Raw genomic sequence first — 16,342 nt, 5'->3', positions numbered from 1 at the left:
AGAGCCGACGCCGCGCGAAGCTTCGTCTCGGCATGCAATGAGTTCGTGGTGCTGGGCACAGAAGAAGACCCCAACGACCGGCAGCGCCTCTCCGTCTCGACACCTCACGGCTGATACCACCAACCCGCCCGAGCAGAAAATTACCGCTCGTCCGGAAACGCCCCGAAATGGCGCTATAATCTGAGGCTGTTCCCTGATAGCTCAGTCGGTAGAGCGACGGACTGTTAATCCGCAGGTCCCTGGTTCGAGTCCAGGTCGGGGAGCCAGAATAAGTGATCGATTTGCAAGGCCTTCTTCGGAAGGCCTTGCTGCTTTTGGGTCGCTGGTAAGACGTTTGCTAGCGCAGCCTTGGCGACGAACAACAGAACTGCCCAGTTTCCGGGGTGCCTTCACCGCGACACATATCGCTTGTTGTCGATCAGCAGCGTCTGCCCATCGAAGCTGCAGCGCACGGTGCCGCTGGGCACACTCATGCGCTGCAGCACCTTGCCTGACACCGCCTCGCGGTACGTGCCCTCACCGTATACGAAGCGGATGTCGTTCTTGGTGGCGCTAAAACGGAAGTCGATGTCGAACTGGTAGCGGGTGGCTCCCCCACGCGTGATCTGGCGCAGATGGCCACTGCCGCTTCCCCGGCCTTGTAGTGTCAGTACGGTGCCACTGTCGTCGTTCAGAACGAAACGCCCGCTGGCCTGCGCGCAGCCACTGGCTTTGTCGTCGGCCTCAGGCACTGTGGCACCTGCCGCTTTTTCCATCGCGCGCGCGCCTCGCGCGGCTTCATCGGCCAGGCGCTGCTGCTCCACCAAGCCCGCCAGTTCCTGCGCCGATGCCAGTTTTCTGCCTCCGAAGTAGTAGCACTGTCCTTCCGACACGGTTTCTCCTCCGCACTGAAAGGTACCCGTCAACTGTTCGACCGAGCTGCCATCCAGCACATCCGTCCAGTCGCCGTTGAACCAAGTCATGCGTCCTCTGCCTGCGGGGCGCAGTTGGCTCACCGGTCCCGTCCATTGGCGGCCATCGGCCAGCCTCAAGCGGCCTTGAGAAGGCTGTACGCCCTGGTAGCTGCCGACAAAACTGCGGCCGTCCTGCCATGTGGTGTGTGCACCTTCGGGTAGCTGGAAATCCGCTCCCAGACTGGCCTGCGTGGTCCGCCCGTCTACGAAGCGCATGTCCCCTTCGATGGTGGTGGCGCCAAAACGGGTGTTGCGCACGGTGAGGACCGGCGTGCCAGACTGAACCAGCACAAGTTCGCCGCCATCCTGCGCCTGTCCCTGGTACTGCGGGCCGGCATACCGGGCCTGCAGTGCCCCGGTTTTGACGAGCTCGAAGGGCTCAAAGGTGGTCTGCCAGGGCACTGCGACGCCGGAGGCGTTCAGCGCCAGGCGCGTCATGCCATCGTTGGCCGCAGGGAACAGTTTCACCTCGGAAGTCAGGAGTCCTATGTCGGCCAGCAAGGAGGTGGATCGATCCGGCAGGACCTCCACCCACCCTCGGTACATCTCGTCGCCCCGGTTTGTGACGCGTACCAGGTAGCGGTCCGCCCACAGGAGAAATCGCGCCGCCTCGCCCACCTGCAGGGATTTGCTGGCCTGGGGCCTGAACCCCTGGCTGCGCTCGGCACGCAGCAGTTCGATGCGCCAACCCGAAGACGGGCCCACGCCTGCATTCGACAAGAGAAACATCAGCAGCCCGGGCGAGGACTTGTCCACCACGGCGGGCGCAACGCTGCGGGTCGGCGTCAACTCGGCCACCGTCGGACGTGGCGTTGTGCTCATGGTTTCACATCCTGCCAGCATCAGGACAGCAGGTGCCAGTGCCATCGATACGGCCGCATTTCCGTTGATTCGCGTGCCCATGGTTCCAGGCTCCCCCTACGCAAAAGGGCTCAACTTACCACAGCGAAGGGGGGTTCCTTTCGAAGGCTCCTCACATGACGACGGCGTCCAGCGCCGCTACACGATGGCCGGCATGTGTCGGCATCTGCCAGCATCACGCAACGACCGCTGCAGCGACAAACCTGATCCTCCTTGCGCATCAGGATTTGAGTTTCACTCCTGCGCCAACGTCGTCACCAGCGCCCGGACCATGGTGTCGCGCTCCGCGCGCGCGTCCGGGTCGGATGAGCGGGGCCAGACGGCGGTGTGGACCACGACCAGATCCTGGGCCGGGAAGACGGCGACCATCTGGCCGTAGACGCCTTGCATGAGGAAGCCGTCCTGCACCAGCCAGTACTGCCAGCCGTAGCCAAAGCGGGGGCCGGGTTCGTTGAGGCGAAAGCCTGGGGGCTGGCGGGTGTGGTCGGTGGCGCGTTGCAGAAAGGCTTCGGGGACGATCTGCTGGCCGTCGCGCCGGCCGCCCAGTGCGAGCAGGCGGCCCAGGCGGGCGTAGTCGCGGGTGGTGGCGTTGAAGCCGCCGCCGCAGTATTCGATGTCCTGCCAGCCGACGAGCCAGGCCGCGTCGGCCTGGGCACCCAGCGGTTGCCACAGCCATTCGGTGGTGAGGTCGGCGGCGTTGCGCTTTGTAGCGCCCTTGAGCACGTGGCAGAGCACCTGGGTTTCGCCGGTGCCGTACTTGAAGCGTGTGCCCGGTTCGGCGTCCATGGGGCGCCGCCGCGTCAGCACCTGGGTGGGGTTGCCGCCGGCGTGCACGCGGAACAGCGCTCCCCAGAGGTCGCTGACGTCGTCGCGGCCGCTGTAGTCTTCGTTCCAGCGCACGCCAGAGGCCATCTGCAGCAGGTGGGCGATGGTGCTGTCCCCGTAGGCGCTGCCGGCGAGTTCCGGGGCATAGACCTCGGCCTTGTCGTCGACCGACTTGATCAACCCACGCTCCAGCGCGATGCCCACCAGCAGCGCGGTGACGCTCTTGGCCATGGAGAACGAGGCGAAGCGGTGGTCGGCGTTGCGGCCGTACTGGTAGCGCTCCAGGCGGATCTGGCCTTTGTGCAGCACCAGCAGGCTGGTGACGCGCCGGCGGTCGAAGTAGGCGTCCAGCGGCAGCGTGGTGCCGCGAAAGTTGTAGCTCACTGGGGGCAGTGGCTTGCCCTCCTCCAGCACCCACACCGGGCCGCCCCTGAGGCTGGGCCGGCTGGGCAGGATCTCGGCCAGGGCGCTGAAGCTGCCCACCTTGTAGCGCTCTTCGGTCACCTGCTGCGGCGTGCCACGCGGGTAGCCCGCGTCGGCGCCCAGAAAGCTTTCGTCCGGCGCGGCATGCGCCAGAGTGGTCGCCGCTGCCAGCAGCGCCATGATGGTGGCCCGGCCTCGCCGGGCGTTCTGCCAGCCTGTCTCGTTCAAGCCCATGCTCGTCTCCTCCACGTGGGCAGCGCCTGCCCTGGGCGCCGGCCGGCCTATCGTAGTGCGAAGGGCGGCAGCGCGCACGCCTGGTCGTACTCGTCGCTCAGGCGCTGCACGAGCGCCTGCACGGGAGGAATGTCGTGAATGAGGTCTATGCCCTGCCCTGCGCTCCACACGTTTTTCCAGGGCGCAACGCCTTCGGGCAGGTGGTCGTGCCGCATGCTTTTGCCCAGGGGCCGGGGCAGGTTCTGCGGGTCCAGGCCGGCATCGCGGATGGACTGCACCAGCCAGTTGGCGTGCACGCCGGCGATGCCGTCGGTGTAGCTGAGGTCGGCCGAGGTCTGTGACACCAGCAGGTCCTTGTAGGCCTGCGGTGCGCGCGACTCCTGGGTGGCGATGAAGCGGGTGCCCAGGTAGGCCAGGTCCGCGCCCAGGACTTCGGCGGCGCGGATGGTGGCGCCGTCGGACACGGCACCGCCCATGACGATGGTGCCGCTGTAGATGGCGCGCACGGTGCGGATGAGCGCGAGGTGGCTGATGGTGCCGGAGTGGCCGCCACCGCCCGCGCCGATGCAGTTGAGGCCGTCGGCGCCTGCGGCGATGGCTTTTTCGGCGAAGCGGATGGAGGTGATGTCGTGGAACACCTGCAGGCCGGCGTCGTGCGCGCGGCGGATCAGCGCCGTGGGATCGCCACCCACGGTGATGACGATCTTCACGCCATGGCGCGAGCAGGCGTCGAAATGCCGGCCCAGTTCTTCCTCTGGCACGCGGGTGGCCAGGTTGACGGCCACCGGGCCGGTGGTCTGGCCTGTGCGCTGCGTGTGTTCATCCAGCGCGCGGCGGATGCTGCCCAGCCAGTTGTCGAACTCTTCAAAGCTGCGCGCGTTCTGGCGCGGCAGCCCGCCGACGATGCCGGCCTTGCAGGCCTCGGTCACCAGTTCCGGGCCGCTGACCAGGAACATGGGCGCGCAGACGGCGGGCAGCCTCAGCGAGGCGCGCAGCTCGGGATGCAGTGCCATCTTCAGGCCCTCACGACCAGACCGTCGACCGCCACCACGCGTGTAGCGCCGCAGATGATGGGGTTGACGTCGATCTCGGCGATGCGCTCGCGCTCGCCGTGGATCAGCAGCGAGATGCGCGAGACGGCCTCGGCCAGCGCCTCCACGTCGGCCGGCGCGCTGCCGCGGAAGCCCTGCAGAAGGCGGTAGCCACGCAGGCGGCGCAACAGCTCGTGCGCGGCGGCGGGGCTCACCGGAGCCAGCGCGGCCGCGGTGTCCTTGAGCAGTTCCACCAGGATGCCGCCCATGCCCACCACCACCATGGGGCCGAACAGCGGGTCGACGCGCGCGCCCACCATGATCTCCACACCGGGCGGGATCATGGGTTGCACCAGCACGCCGTTGATGCGCTCGGCGGTGGTGGCCTTGAGCGCGTTGGCCATGATGGCGGCGTAGGCTTCGCGCACGGCGGCCTCGTCCTTGAGGTTCAGGCGCAGCACGCCGGCATCGGTCTTGTGCGGCAGGTCCGGCGTCTCGACCTTGAGCGCGACGGGGTAGCCCAGCACACCCGCGGCGGCCACGGCGCCTTCGGCCGAATTCACGAGCTGGTTGTTCACCACCGGCACGCCGCAGGCCTCCAGCACGCGGCGCGACGGGCCTTCGGGCAGGGTGCGCTCGGCACCGGCGGCCTGCAGCGCCGCTTCGACACCCTGGCGCTGCGCGGGGGTGAGCGCGGGTGGCTCGCCGGCATCGGCCGGCTGTGCCTGGCGCCGCGACCACTGGTGCCAGGCGGACAACGTGCGAAAACAACTGGCGGTGGAGCGGAAGACGGCGAGGTCGGGGCTCATTTCCATGTCACGCACGCCGGGCCCTTCCATCCAGCCGGTCAGCTCGAAGATGCAGGCCATCTTGCCGTGCGCGCGCACCTGCCTGCCCAGGTCGATGTTGCGCTGGGCGCTGGCCTGAATGGCGGTGGTGTACGGGGTGACGATGGCGCCGATGTGGGCTTCCTGCAGGAAGGCCTCGGCGCAGGCGGGGAAGGAGGCCGGGTTGTTGAGGATCTGGGCCGTGACGTCGCAAGGGTTGCGCGACGAGCCGAACTCCGGGATGTGGGACTCCAGCACCGCGCGCAGCGCGGGTCCCGGCTGGGGCAGCTCCACGCCGAACACCTCGGCCTGGTCCGCCGCCATGATGCCGGCACCGCCCGATGGCGTGAGCACGGCCACGCCATCGGCCTTGGCCGGCGGCGCCTTGGCGAAGAAGGCCGCTGCCTCCAGCAGGTGTTCGTACTGATCCACCACCACGAAGCCGGCGCGCTCGAACAAGGCGTTGTAGCCGGCGGCCGAACCGGCCAGAGCGCCGGTGTGAGAGAGCGCGGCCTCGGCACCGCTTTCGCTGGTGCCAATCTTGTAGACGACCACGGCCTTGCCCGCGCGGCGGGCGATCTCGCCGGCCTCGATCAGGCGGCCGGGGTCGGTGACGCCTTCGAACACGCAGGCGATCGCATCGCAGTCGGGGTCTTCCGCGAGGTAGGCGATCTGGTCGGCCGCGTCCACGTCGCAGCCGTTGCCGGAGGTCAGCACGTGGCTGAAAGACACGCCCCGCTCCACCGCCTGCGCCATGCCCACACCCAGCGCACCCGACTGGCTGATGAGGCCGATGGAGCGGCAGCCTTCGATGCGCAGGCGCACGGGGATGTGGGTGAAGGTGCCCAGCGCGCCATTGACGGCGTTCATCATGCCCAGGCAGTTGGGGCCCAGCAGGCGGGTGCCGGTGTGGCGCGTGAGTTCGACGATGTCGCGCTGCAGGGCCTGGTGCGCGGGGTTGCTGCTCTCGCCCAGGCCGGAGGCGAAGATCACCACGCCACCCACGCCCAGGCGCACGCATTCTTCCACCACCGCCTTGACGCCGTCGCGCGGCACGGCGACGAAGGCGCAGTCCGGCACCTCGGGCAGGTCAGACAACGAGGCGTGGCAGGCGCGGCCGTCGATCTCCTTGTACTTGCCGTTGATGAGGTGGATGGGGCCGCCAAAGCTGTGCAGGTTGCCCAGCGTGCGGGCTCCGAAGGACGCGGGATTGGCGGAAGCGCCAACGATGGCGATGCTGGCGGGGGCGATGAGGCGGCGGGTCTGTTCGCGGCGGTAGACGGGACGGCTGGAAACGGGTGGCATGACGGGTGTTCAGGAAGAAGATATCTCGGCGTGTCCGTGGGAGAGCACCACCACGTCGCGCTCGGGCACGCGGGCACGGAAAGCGACGCCATCGGGCTGGCGCCAGCATTCCACGCGAACCGTCTCGCCCGGGTACACGGGAGACGACATGCGCGTGCGCATCGCCTTGAGCCGCGCGGGATCGTTGCCGCAGAAGGCGGCCAGCAGCGCGCGGCAGGTGACGCCGTAGGTGGCCAGGCCATGCAGGATGGGTTTGGGGAAGCCCGCGCGCGTGGCGATGTCGGGGTCGGCGTGCAGCGGGTTGAGGTCGCCCGAGAGGCGGTAGAGCAAGGCCGCGTCCGCGCGCGTGGGCAGGTCCACGCTGATGTCGGGCGCGCGCTCGGGCGTGGCGACCAGCGCGGGCCCGGGTTCGTCACCACCACCCCCCACCTTGGAAAAGCCGCCGTCGCCACGGCAGAACACGGACTGCTCCACGGTGGCGAGCAATTGGTCGTTGGCGGCGTCGAAAAGTTGCTTCTCGGTCTGGATGATGGCGCCCTTGCCCTCGCCCTTGTCCACGATGCGCGTGACGCGGGTGCGCCCGATCACCGTGCCGGCCGCCGGCAACGGCGCATGCAGGCTCACGGCCTGTTCGCCGTGCACCAGCTTCACGGCGTCGATGCCGAGCTCTTTGTGCTCACGCATCCAGAAACCCGGCGAGGCCAGCACGCTGGCCATCACCGGCACGGCGAGCAGGTCTTTCTCGTAGACGAAGCGCAGCTCGCCGCGGTCCAGCGGGTCGGCGCCGAAGCCTATGCCCAGGGCATAGAGGATGGTGTCGCGCGTGGTGTAGGTGTGGCGCACATCGTCGAACTTCAGATGGCGCGTTTTCTGGTAGTCAAGCATGAGGGAGGGCTCAGTTTTTCTCGGGGAAAGGTTCACGGGCCGGCCAGCGGAACTGCGGCGGCTCCTTGGCGACAAAGCGGCGGGCGGATTCCTTGAGGTAGTCGCTGCTGGCGGCCACCGCCTGTCCGGTGGCTTCGAGTTCCAGCATGGTGGCCAGGTCGCTGCCCAGGGATGCATTGAGACCACGTTTGGCCAGGCTGAGGGCGGCTTCGGACGCGCCGCAGAAGCTGGCGGCCATGGCCAGGGCCCGGGGCATCAGGTCCTGCGGCGGCAACACCTCCATGGCGATGCCCATTTGCAGCGCCTCCTGCGCGCCGATCTCACGGGCGGAGAACACCAGTTCCTTTGCCCGCTGCAGGCCCACGCAGCGTGGCAGCGTGTACAGGGCACCGAAGTCCGGTATCAGCCCGATGCGCTGGAAGACCATGCACAGCCGTGCGCGGTCGCTCAGCAGCACGATGTCGGCCAGCAGCGCCAGGCTGAAGCCGGCGCCGTAGGCCACACCGTCCACCGCCGCGATGACCGGTCTGTCCATGTTGATGAGCGCCTCGGTGGTGCGGCGGTAGCGTTCCATGCCGGCACGCACCTGCGCCGACGTGCGCGGGCCGGCGTCGTTCATGCCACGCACGTCGCCGCCGGCGCAGAAGGCGCCACCGGCGCCCGTGAGCACCACCGCCCGCACCGCCGGGTCGGCCTTGGCCTCCAGCACCGCCTCGCCAAGTTCGCGCGAGAGCGTCGGGCTGATGGCGTTCTTGGCCTCGGGACGGTTCAGCGTGATGGTGGCCACGCCACCGGACACCTCGTAGGCAATGGTCTCGAATGTGCTCATGTCACTGCAGCTTGATGTTGTTCTCGCGGATGACCGTGGACCACTTCTGCATCTCCTCGTCGAGCTGCTTCTTGAAGGCTTCCGGCGTATTCGTCATGGGTTCCCAGCCAAAGCTCACCACCTTGGCCTGCACTTCGGGGGTGGCCAGGACCTTGGCCACGCCCTGCGCGTACTTGTTGACGATGGCCGGCGGCGTGCCGGTGGGAAGGAACAGGCCTGTGAAGCCCGCCAGGTTGGCCTCGGGATAGCCGGCCTCGCCCAGTGTGGGCACATTGGGAAACGCCTTGAGCCGGTGCGGGCTGGCCACTGCCAGCAGCTTGACCTTGCCGCCGGAGAGGTGGTTGGCGTAGAAGCCGACCGAGCCCCAGGCGGTGGTCACGCGGCCGTTGACCAGGTCGGCGAAAGAATCCGTCTCGCCCTTGTAGGGGATGTGCGTCATGTCCACGCCGGCCTTCTTGTTGAGGGCCACGCCGATGATGTGCGCACCCGAACCCACGCCGTAAGAGCCGTAGCTCACGCTGCCAGGTTTCTGCTTGGCCATCGTCAGCAGTTCGGCCAGATTGGAGGCCGGCAGTTGCGACGGTGCGGCCAGTGCGATAGGCAGCACCGCGACCATGGAGACCGGCGTGAGCTCTTCCATGCGGTAGCCCGGGTTGGGCTGCAGCAGCAGGTTCTGCACGATGCTGCTGAGCGACATGTAGATGGTGTAGCCATCGGCTGGCGACTTGGTCAGCGCCTGCGCGGCGATCATGCCGTTGGCACCGGTGCGGTTCTCCACCACCACCGGCTGGCCCCAGGCCTGGGTGAGGCCTTCGGCGATCATGCGCGCGGTCGCGTCGGCGCTGCCGCCGGGCGCGGTGGCCACCATGAGCTTGATCGGGCGGTTCGGAAAGTCGCCCGACTGCGCGTTGGCCGTCAGCGGCATGCTGAAAGACACGCCCACGGCGGCGGCGAAGGATGCCAGGAAGGCGGTAGGACGAAAGGCCGGGAACTTCATGGTTTGTCTCCTGTTGTGATGGTCAGGTTGGGGCTAACGGCTGCGCGGCCAGGTGCGAGAGCTGGCTCGCACTGTCGCCGAACAACTGGTCGATCACCGTGATGCGCCGCAGGTAGTGACCCACGGCGTACTCCTCGGTCATGCCGATGCCGCCATGCAACTGGATGGCGTTCTGGCACAGGGTGCGGCCGTGCTGGCCGATGATGTATTTGGCGCGCGCGAGATCGCCCGGCTGCACCGAATCGGGGTCGTCGATGGCAGCCGCTGCGAGCAGAGCCATGCTGCGCGCGATCTCCAGGTCGACCATCATTTCGGCCACGCGGTGGCGCAGCGACTGGTACTCGCCAATGAGGCGCCCAAACTGCTTGCGCGTGTTCAGGTAAGCGGTGGTGAGCTGGTAGGCCCCTTCCATGGCGCCGACGGCGTCGGCACACACGGCGGCGAGGCCGGCGCGCTGAACCGAGGCGATGGCCGCGCCCGCACCACGCGGATCGCCCAGCGCACGCGCGACGACGCCGTCCAGATGCAGCTCGCCCGCGGGCGTGTCGTCCACCAGGGTGTAGTTGCGGCACACCAGCCCGGGCGAGCGGGCCTCCACCAGGAACAGGCCCAGGCCGTCGTTGTCTTGCGGCGAACCCGAGAGGCGTGCGCTGACCACGAAGGCGTCGGCCTGCGCCGCGTGCAGCACCAAACACTTGCTGCCCGAGAGGCGCCACTGCCCGTCCATCTGGCGAGCGGTGGTCTCCACCCACAGCGGTGCATGGCGCGCGCCCGCCTCGTCGTGCGCCCAGGCCAGCACGCGTTCGCCGCTGGCCACCTGCGGCAGCCATTCGGCGCGCACCGCCGCGTCGCCAGCCACGGAGAGCGCCGTCGCGCCCAGCACGGCGCTGGCCAGGAAAGGTTCGTTAAGCAAGGCCTTGCCAAAGACCTGCATCACCGGCAGCAGGTCGGTCGCGCGGCCGCCGAAACCACCATCGGCCTCGGCGATGCGCAGGCCGCATACGCCGAGCGCGGCCAGTTGGCGCCACACCGCCGGGCTGGTACCGCCTTCGCTGGCGGCGATGGCACGGCGCTGCTCAAAGCCGTAGTTGTCCGACAGCAGGCGCTCCACGCTGTCGCGCAACTGCACCTGGTCTTCGTTCAATTCAAAGTTCATGCCGTCCTACCCCAGGGCCGCCTTGGCCAGGATGTCTTTCTGGATTTCGCTGGAGCCGCCGTAGATGCTGGCCGCGCGCGACTGGAAGTAGCGCGGTGCCGCCGGCGCGGCCCAGTGTTCGCTGCCCGGGCCGTCGCCGGGTCGGCGCTCCAGGCCGGTCGGGCCGGCCAGGCGCGCAATCAGCGCCACCAGCGCCTGCTGGATTTCCGTGCCCTTGAGCTTGAGCACCGAGGCAAAGGATTCGCCGGCCAGCGCCGTTCCCGGCGCCAGCAGCATGCGCCAGTTGGTCACCTCCAGCGCCCGCACCTGCGCATCGAGTGCGGCCAGCTCGGCCTGCAGTACCGGGTCCTCGGCCAGCGGCCGGCCAGCCTGGGTGATGGTTCGCGCCAGGTGGCGCGCATGTTCCAGGCGTTCGCGGCAGTAGCTCACGTTGGCGATGCCGGTGCGCTCGTTGCCCAGCAGGAACTTGGCGCAGGCCCAGCCCTTGCCCTCTTCGCCCACGAGATTGGCCACGGGCACGCGCACGTTGTCGAAGAACACCTCGTTGAGGTGGTGCGCGTGGTCAATGGAGACGATAGGACGCACCGTCAGACCGGGCGTCTTCATGTCGATCAGCAGGAAGGTGATGCCGTCCTGTTTGCGCGCGGCCTGCTCGGTGCGCACCAGGCAGAACATCCAGTCGGCCTGGTGGGCCGAGCTGGTCCAGATCTTCTGGCCGTTCACGACGTACTCGTCGCCCTCGCGCCGCGCGGAGGTGCGCAGCGAGGCCAGATCGGAGCCGGAGCCGGGCTCCGAGAAACCCTGGCAGAACCAGAGGTCGGCGTTGGCCAGCTTGGGCAGGAAGTGGGTGCACTGCGCCTCGGTGCCATAGCGCAGCAGCAGCGGCCCCAGCATGACCACATTGAAGATGGCGGGCATGGGAGCCGGTGCGCGCTGGATCTCTTCCTGCAGGATCAGCCGCTCGGCCTGTCCGAGGTCGGCCCCGCCGAACTTCTTCGGCCAATGGGGCGCGGCCCAGCCACGCTCGTGCAGGATGCGCTGGAACCGGACCACGTCCTCCTTGCGGGCGGGGTGTCCGTTGCGCAGGCGTTGACGGATGTCGTCGGGCAGGCGCTCCTGTATGAAGGCGCGCACCTCGGCACGAAAGGTCTGCTGTTCGGGTGTCAGTCGGAAGTCCATGGGGCTCAGTCCACCTTGATGTTGTTCTGCTGGATCACCCTGGACCAGGTGTCCACTTCAGTGGCGATGTAGCGTGAGAACTCTTCCGGCGAATTGCCGACGGACACGAACCCGACCTCCTGGATCTTGGCCTGCATGTCGGGCATGGCGATGATGCGGCGCACCTCGTCGGAGAACTTGGCCACCACCGCCTTGGGCGTGCCGGCCGGCAGGAAGAGCCCGTACCAGCCCGGCAGGTTGGCCCCTGGGTAGCCGGCCTCGGCCAGCGTGGGGATGTGCGGGTAGCGCGCGACCCGCTTGGGCCCGGTGACCGCCAGCACCTTGACCTTGCCTGCGGCTTCCTGCGCGGCATAGAAGCCGGCCGAGCCATAGCCCACGGTCAACTGCTCGCTGAGCAGATCGGCCAGCGAACTCACCTCGCCCTTGTAGGGGATGTGGGTCGCCTGGAAGCCTGCCGCACCCGCCAGCGCGGCACCCACCAGGTGCGAGCCCGAGCCGGTCCCCGACGTGCCGTAGGTGATGCCATTGGGCTTGGCCTTGGCGTACTTCACCAGATCGGCCACCGACTGGATGTTCAAGGTGCTGCTGACACCGAACGCGATGGGAATCGTGGCCACCAGCGTGACGGGGGCCAGCTCTTCCATCTTGTAGCCCGGGTTGGGCCGCAGCAGCACGTTCTGCACCACCGAGCTGATGGAAAGGTAGGCCACGTGCCCGTCGGGCGGCGCCTTGGCCAGCGCCGAGGCGGCGATCATGCCGTTGGCCCCCACCCGCTGCTCCACCAGCACCGGCTGCCCCCAGGCCGCGCTGAGCTTGTCGGCCATCAGGCGCGCCAGGATGTCGGTGGCACCGCCGGGCGCCGTGGCCAGCATCAGCCGCACGGGCTTGGTGGGAAAGGCCACCTCCTGTGCCGTGGCCGGCAGGCCCAGCCCCAGCACGCATGCCGAGGCCAGCAGGGAAAAGAGAGCGCCGCGCCGTCGGCGCGTGTGCTTGGGTGTCATGGCTTGTCTCCGTGTCGCTTGTTCTGATCGGGCCAGGGGCGCTTTGCCTTACACGCTGATGTGGAAGCCGCCGTTGACGCCAATGTGCTGGCCGGTGATGTAGGAAGAGCCGTCAGACAGCAGGAAGCACACCGTCTTGACCACCTCCTCAGGCGTGGACCAGCGGCCCAACGGAATCTGCGCGAGCATCTGGTCGCGGAATTTCTCGCCGCGCACCACCTCGGTCATGGGCGTTTCCACCACGCCGAAGCAGACGGAGTTGGTCCGCACGTTGTAGCGGCCCCATTCCTTGGCCGCGGTCATGGTCACGCCGAACATGCCGGACTTGGCCGCCGCGTAGTTGATCTGCCCGATCGAGCCCTTGCGCCCGGCATCGGAGGAAATGTTGACGATGGAGCCACCGGTGGTGTCGCCCTCCCGGGCGCGAGCCACCATGTGGCGCCCCACCGCCTGCAGCCAGTAGAAGGTGCCACTGAGGTGCACGTCGATGACCTCCTGCCACTGCTGCAGGGTCATCTTTTCGATCATGGCCGGGCGGATGATGCCGGCGTTGTTCACCAGGCCGTGCACCGCGCCGAAGCGGGCCACGGCGTCTTCCACCGTCTTGGCGGCCAGGGCCGCATCGGCCACGCTGCCGGCGACGGTCATCACGCGGTCGGCCGGCAACGCGCCGGCCAGCGCCTGCAGCCCGGCGGCATTGAGATCCACCGCGACGACGTTGCCGCCCAGTTCGATGGTCCATTCGGCGATCGCCTTGCCAATGCCTTGCGCGGCGCCGGTCACCACGACGGTGCGGCCCTGGAGCGAAACGATAGGTGTCATGAGCTTGTTCCTTGTCCTTTTGACGGTTCTTGAGATCGGTTGAAAATTCAATTAGTTTTAAGGTCAGACCAATGGTAACATCAGCCAGACCGCCCTTCGACCAAGGGAAATCCCTAGCCGAGGGGCGTGTTCGCAATCCACCCATACGAGGAAAGGCAAGGCACCAGCCATGACGATCAAGAAGAAGGCCTGCATCGCGGGCGCGTGGGAGCACCCCACCCGCAAGGCCCCGGACAAGACCACCCCCCAACTGCATGCGGAATGCGCACGCGGCGCGCTGCAAGACGCCGGCCTGTCGCTGTCGGATGTCGACGGCTACTTCTGCGCCGGCGATGCGCCCGGTCTGGGCGCGCTCAGCATGGCCGATTACCTGGGCCTGAAGCTGCGCCACACGGACACCACAGACACCGGCGGCTCGGCTCCCCTGATCCATGTGGCGCATGCGGCCCAGGCCATCGCAGCGGGCAAGTGCGACGTCGCGCTGGTCACACTGGCTGGCCGGCCGCGCAGCGAGACCAGCGGCGTGGGCGTGCAACCGCGCAACGTGACGGCGGCCACGCCGGACGTGGCTTTCGAAATGCCCTACGCGCCGGTCACAGTGAACATGTACGCCCTCGCCGCGGCCCGCCACATGCACGAGTACGGCACCACCAGCGAACAGCTCGCATGGATCAAGGTGGCCGCCTCCACGCACGCGCAACACAACCCGCACGCCATGCTGCGCGACGTGGTCACGGTGGAGGACGTGCTGAACTCGCCCATGATTTCCGACCCGCTGCACAAACTGGACTGCTGCGTGGTCAGCGACGGTGGTGGCGCGCTGGTGATCGTGCGCCCGGAGATCGCGCGCTCGCTCAAGCGTCCGGTGGTGAACATCCTGGGCGCAGGCGAAACCATCAAGGGCCAGAACGGCGGGCAGATCGACCTGACCTGGTCGGGCGCCGCCATCTCCGGCCCCATCGCCTTCGCCGAGGCCGGCGTCAAGCCCTCGGACATCCAGTACGCATCGATCTACGACAGCTTCACCATCACGGTGCTCATGCAACTGGAGGACCTGGGCTTCTGCGAAAAGGGCCAGGGCGGCCGCTTTGTCGCCGACGGCAACCTGATCTCCGGCGTGGGCCGACTGCCCTTCAACACCGACGGCGGCGGCCTGTGCAACAACCACCCGGCCAACCGCGGCGGCATCACCAAGGTGATCGAAGCCGTGCGCCAGTTGCGCGGCGAAGCCCATCCCAAGGTCCAGGTGCCCGATTGCCGGCTTGCGCTGGCCCAGGGCACGGGTGGCCTGCTGACCTCGCGCCACGGCAGCGCGACCTTGATCATGGAACGGGAGTGAACACGATGAGCCAGACGAACTACCAGGAACGCCCGCTGTCGCCGGTCGTCAAGGACGCGGCCACCGAACCCTATTGGCAGGGCGCGCGCGAAGGCGTGTTGCGGATCAAGCGCTGCACCGCCTGCGGCAAGGTGCACTTCTATCCGCGCGCGCTGTGTCCGTTTTGCCTGGGCGACACCGAATGGGTGCAAGCCAGCGGCAAGGGCACCATCTACAGCGTGAGCGTGGCGCGCCGAGTCGGCCCCATCCCGTACGCATTGGCCTACGTCCAACTGGAGGAAGGCGTCGCGATGCTCACCAACATCGTGGATGGCGACCTGGACCGCCTGCGCATTGGTGACCCGGTGGAACTCTGCTTCAAGGAAGCCGAGGGCGGAGACAAGGTGCCCATGTTCAGACCCGCCACCTAGCGCGGCGGGCCGCTGAGGGCGCTGTGCGATCATCCAGGCTCAGCCACTCGTCCGCTTCCGCCTGCTCCATGCGCCGCACCAGCACCCCGCCCCCGACCACCCTGTCCGATCCGGTCACGACCGACGCGGACATCCTCGCGGGGCTGGGCCTGCGCGAGGTCCGCAGCCAGCGCGGCTTCGAGGCGGTGTGCGAGCAGATCCGCCAGCAGGTCGCGCGCGGCGAACTGCGCACCGGTGACCGCCTGCCCGGCGAGCGGGATCTGGCGGAGCAACTCGCCGTCAGCCGCAGCGTGGTGAGGGAAGCCATCCGCAGCCTGGAGTCCATGGGCGTGGTGGAGTCCCGCATGGGCGCGCATGGGGGCATTTACATCCGGGCCAGTACGTCGCAAGGCATCACCCAGGCCATGAGCGACATGGTGGCGCTCGCGCAGATGCCCATCGGCCAGGTGACCGAGACCCGCATCGAACTCACCTGCACCGCCATTCGGCTGGCCTGCGAACGCGCCACCGAGGCGGACCTGGACGCGATCGAGGCGGACATCGAGATGCACGCGGAACTGTTCCGCCAGGGCCATGGCTCGCGCAACGCGCGCTCCATGGGCCACTTCTACCGCCTGCTGGCCCAGGCCACTCACAACGACCTGATGGTGATGCTGGTCGATTCGGTTTCCGAGGTCATGCGCATGTTGCTGCTGCGCATCGACCCACGCCCCCACCCGGACATGATCCCCGTGCGGCGCAAGGTACTGCGCCTCATCCGCGCACGCGACGCCGAAGGCGCCTGCGAAGCGCTGCGGGTGCACCTGCAGCACCTCACGGCCTACCTCGAATCCGAGAGCAAGACCGCGCCTCGCGTGGACACGTCCAGCGCAAACGCTCTTTGAACCACCGCATGCTCCTCCTGCGCCTCATCCAGGCCGGCTTCTGGCTCAGCGTAGCCGGCCTGACGACCGCCTCCCTGCTTCCCGTGGACATGCTGCCGCCCCAGACCTTCGATATCTGGGACAAGGCCCAGCACGCCGGCGGCTTTGCCTGGCTGGCCTTCTGGGGGCTGGTGGGCTACCCGGCGCGGCCCGGTCGGCTGGCGCTGTGGCTGCTGGTGCTGGGCGGCGCCATCGAACTGGCGCAGGCCGCCACCGGCTGGCGCTACGGCGAATGGAGCGACTGGCTGGCCGACGCGGTGGGCATCGCCGCAGGCGCCGCCCTCTGGTGGCCATTGCGCCACCACACGCCCGGCAGGGCTTGAAGCCCGCCCCGCACTGCGC

General features: G+C 68.1%; 15 protein-coding genes and 1 tRNA gene. 5 read left to right on the top strand and 11 right to left on the bottom strand.

The annotated features are described in order from the left end of the window. Positions 1-190 precede the first annotated feature (190 nt). Positions 191-266: transfer RNA gene (locus KIT53_RS13565), tRNA-Asn, on the top strand. A gap of 123 nt (positions 267-389) precedes the next feature. Here the strand turns inward: KIT53_RS13565 and KIT53_RS13560 are convergent. The 11 genes from KIT53_RS13560 to KIT53_RS13510 all read right to left on the bottom strand — a co-directional run bounded on the left by KIT53_RS13560 (position 390) and on the right by KIT53_RS13510 (position 13,328). Beyond that, on the bottom strand, positions 390-1,775 hold the full coding sequence (locus KIT53_RS13560; protein WP_297753295.1) for a hypothetical protein: 1,386 nt from the start codon (positions 1,773-1,775) through the stop codon (positions 390-392). A 273-nt stretch (positions 1,776-2,048) separates the two neighbouring features. After that, positions 2,049-3,296 (bottom strand): serine hydrolase domain-containing protein, encoded by a 1,248-nt coding sequence (locus KIT53_RS13555; protein ID WP_297753293.1) that lies wholly within the window; start codon positions 3,294-3,296, stop codon positions 2,049-2,051. 47 nt (positions 3,297-3,343) lie between these two features. Beyond that, the gene (locus KIT53_RS13550) at positions 3,344-4,309 is read right to left on the bottom strand and encodes a nitronate monooxygenase (RefSeq protein ID WP_297753291.1); all 966 of its coding nucleotides are present in this window, start codon (positions 4,307-4,309) and stop codon (positions 3,344-3,346) included. A gap of 2 nt (positions 4,310-4,311) precedes the next feature. Next, positions 4,312-6,459 (bottom strand): acetate--CoA ligase family protein, encoded by a 2,148-nt coding sequence (locus tag KIT53_RS13545; RefSeq protein ID WP_297753288.1) that lies wholly within the window; start codon positions 6,457-6,459, stop codon positions 4,312-4,314. 9 nt (positions 6,460-6,468) lie between these two features. Then, entirely contained in the window at positions 6,469-7,344 is an 876-nt protein-coding gene (locus tag KIT53_RS13540) for a MaoC family dehydratase (protein ID WP_297753286.1), read from the bottom strand. A gap of 10 nt (positions 7,345-7,354) precedes the next feature. Further along, a complete protein-coding gene (locus KIT53_RS13535; protein ID WP_297753284.1) occupies positions 7,355-8,173 on the bottom strand; it encodes an enoyl-CoA hydratase/isomerase family protein in 819 nt (272 codons plus the stop codon). A gap of 1 nt (position 8,174) precedes the next feature. Further along, on the bottom strand, positions 8,175-9,170 hold the full coding sequence (locus KIT53_RS13530) for a tripartite tricarboxylate transporter substrate binding protein (protein WP_297753282.1): 996 nt from the start codon (positions 9,168-9,170) through the stop codon (positions 8,175-8,177). A gap of 22 nt (positions 9,171-9,192) precedes the next feature. Further along, positions 9,193-10,326: an acyl-CoA dehydrogenase family protein gene (locus tag KIT53_RS13525; RefSeq protein ID WP_297753279.1), complete on the bottom strand. Its 1,134-nt coding sequence runs from the start codon at positions 10,324-10,326 to the stop codon at positions 9,193-9,195. Positions 10,327-10,332: 6 nt separating this feature from the next. Further along, positions 10,333-11,505: an acyl-CoA dehydrogenase family protein gene (locus KIT53_RS13520; protein WP_297753277.1), complete on the bottom strand. Its 1,173-nt coding sequence runs from the start codon at positions 11,503-11,505 to the stop codon at positions 10,333-10,335. A 5-nt stretch (positions 11,506-11,510) separates the two neighbouring features. Continuing rightward, a complete protein-coding gene (locus tag KIT53_RS13515; RefSeq protein ID WP_297753275.1) occupies positions 11,511-12,506 on the bottom strand; it encodes a tripartite tricarboxylate transporter substrate binding protein in 996 nt (331 codons plus the stop codon). A gap of 48 nt (positions 12,507-12,554) precedes the next feature. After that, positions 12,555-13,328, bottom strand: a complete 774-nt coding sequence (locus tag KIT53_RS13510; protein WP_297753273.1) for an SDR family NAD(P)-dependent oxidoreductase — start codon at positions 13,326-13,328, stop codon at positions 12,555-12,557. Positions 13,329-13,497: 169 nt separating this feature from the next. Here KIT53_RS13510 and KIT53_RS13505 point away from each other — a divergent pair, with 169 nt between their 5' ends. The 4 genes from KIT53_RS13505 (at position 13,498) to KIT53_RS13490 (ending at position 16,323) form a co-directional block, all read left to right on the top strand. Then, positions 13,498-14,667: a thiolase domain-containing protein gene (locus tag KIT53_RS13505; RefSeq protein WP_297753271.1), complete on the top strand. Its 1,170-nt coding sequence runs from the start codon at positions 13,498-13,500 to the stop codon at positions 14,665-14,667. A 5-nt stretch (positions 14,668-14,672) separates the two neighbouring features. Next, positions 14,673-15,077 carry a Zn-ribbon domain-containing OB-fold protein gene (locus tag KIT53_RS13500; protein ID WP_297753269.1) on the top strand — a complete coding sequence of 135 codons (405 nt, stop codon included), beginning with the start codon at positions 14,673-14,675 and terminating at the stop codon, positions 15,075-15,077. 68 nt (positions 15,078-15,145) lie between these two features. Further along, a complete protein-coding gene (locus KIT53_RS13495) occupies positions 15,146-15,961 on the top strand; it encodes an FCD domain-containing protein (RefSeq protein WP_297753267.1) in 816 nt (271 codons plus the stop codon). Between the two features lie 8 nt (positions 15,962-15,969). Then, on the top strand, positions 15,970-16,323 hold the full coding sequence (locus KIT53_RS13490; RefSeq protein WP_297753265.1) for a VanZ family protein: 354 nt from the start codon (positions 15,970-15,972) through the stop codon (positions 16,321-16,323). Positions 16,324-16,342: the final 19 nt, after the last annotated feature.

The sequence above is a fragment of the Hydrogenophaga sp. genome (genome assembly GCF_026125785.1).
Classification (GTDB): Bacteria; Pseudomonadota; Gammaproteobacteria; order Burkholderiales; family Burkholderiaceae_C; genus Hydrogenophaga.
This window is presented reverse-complemented; position numbering and strand designations above follow the sequence as displayed.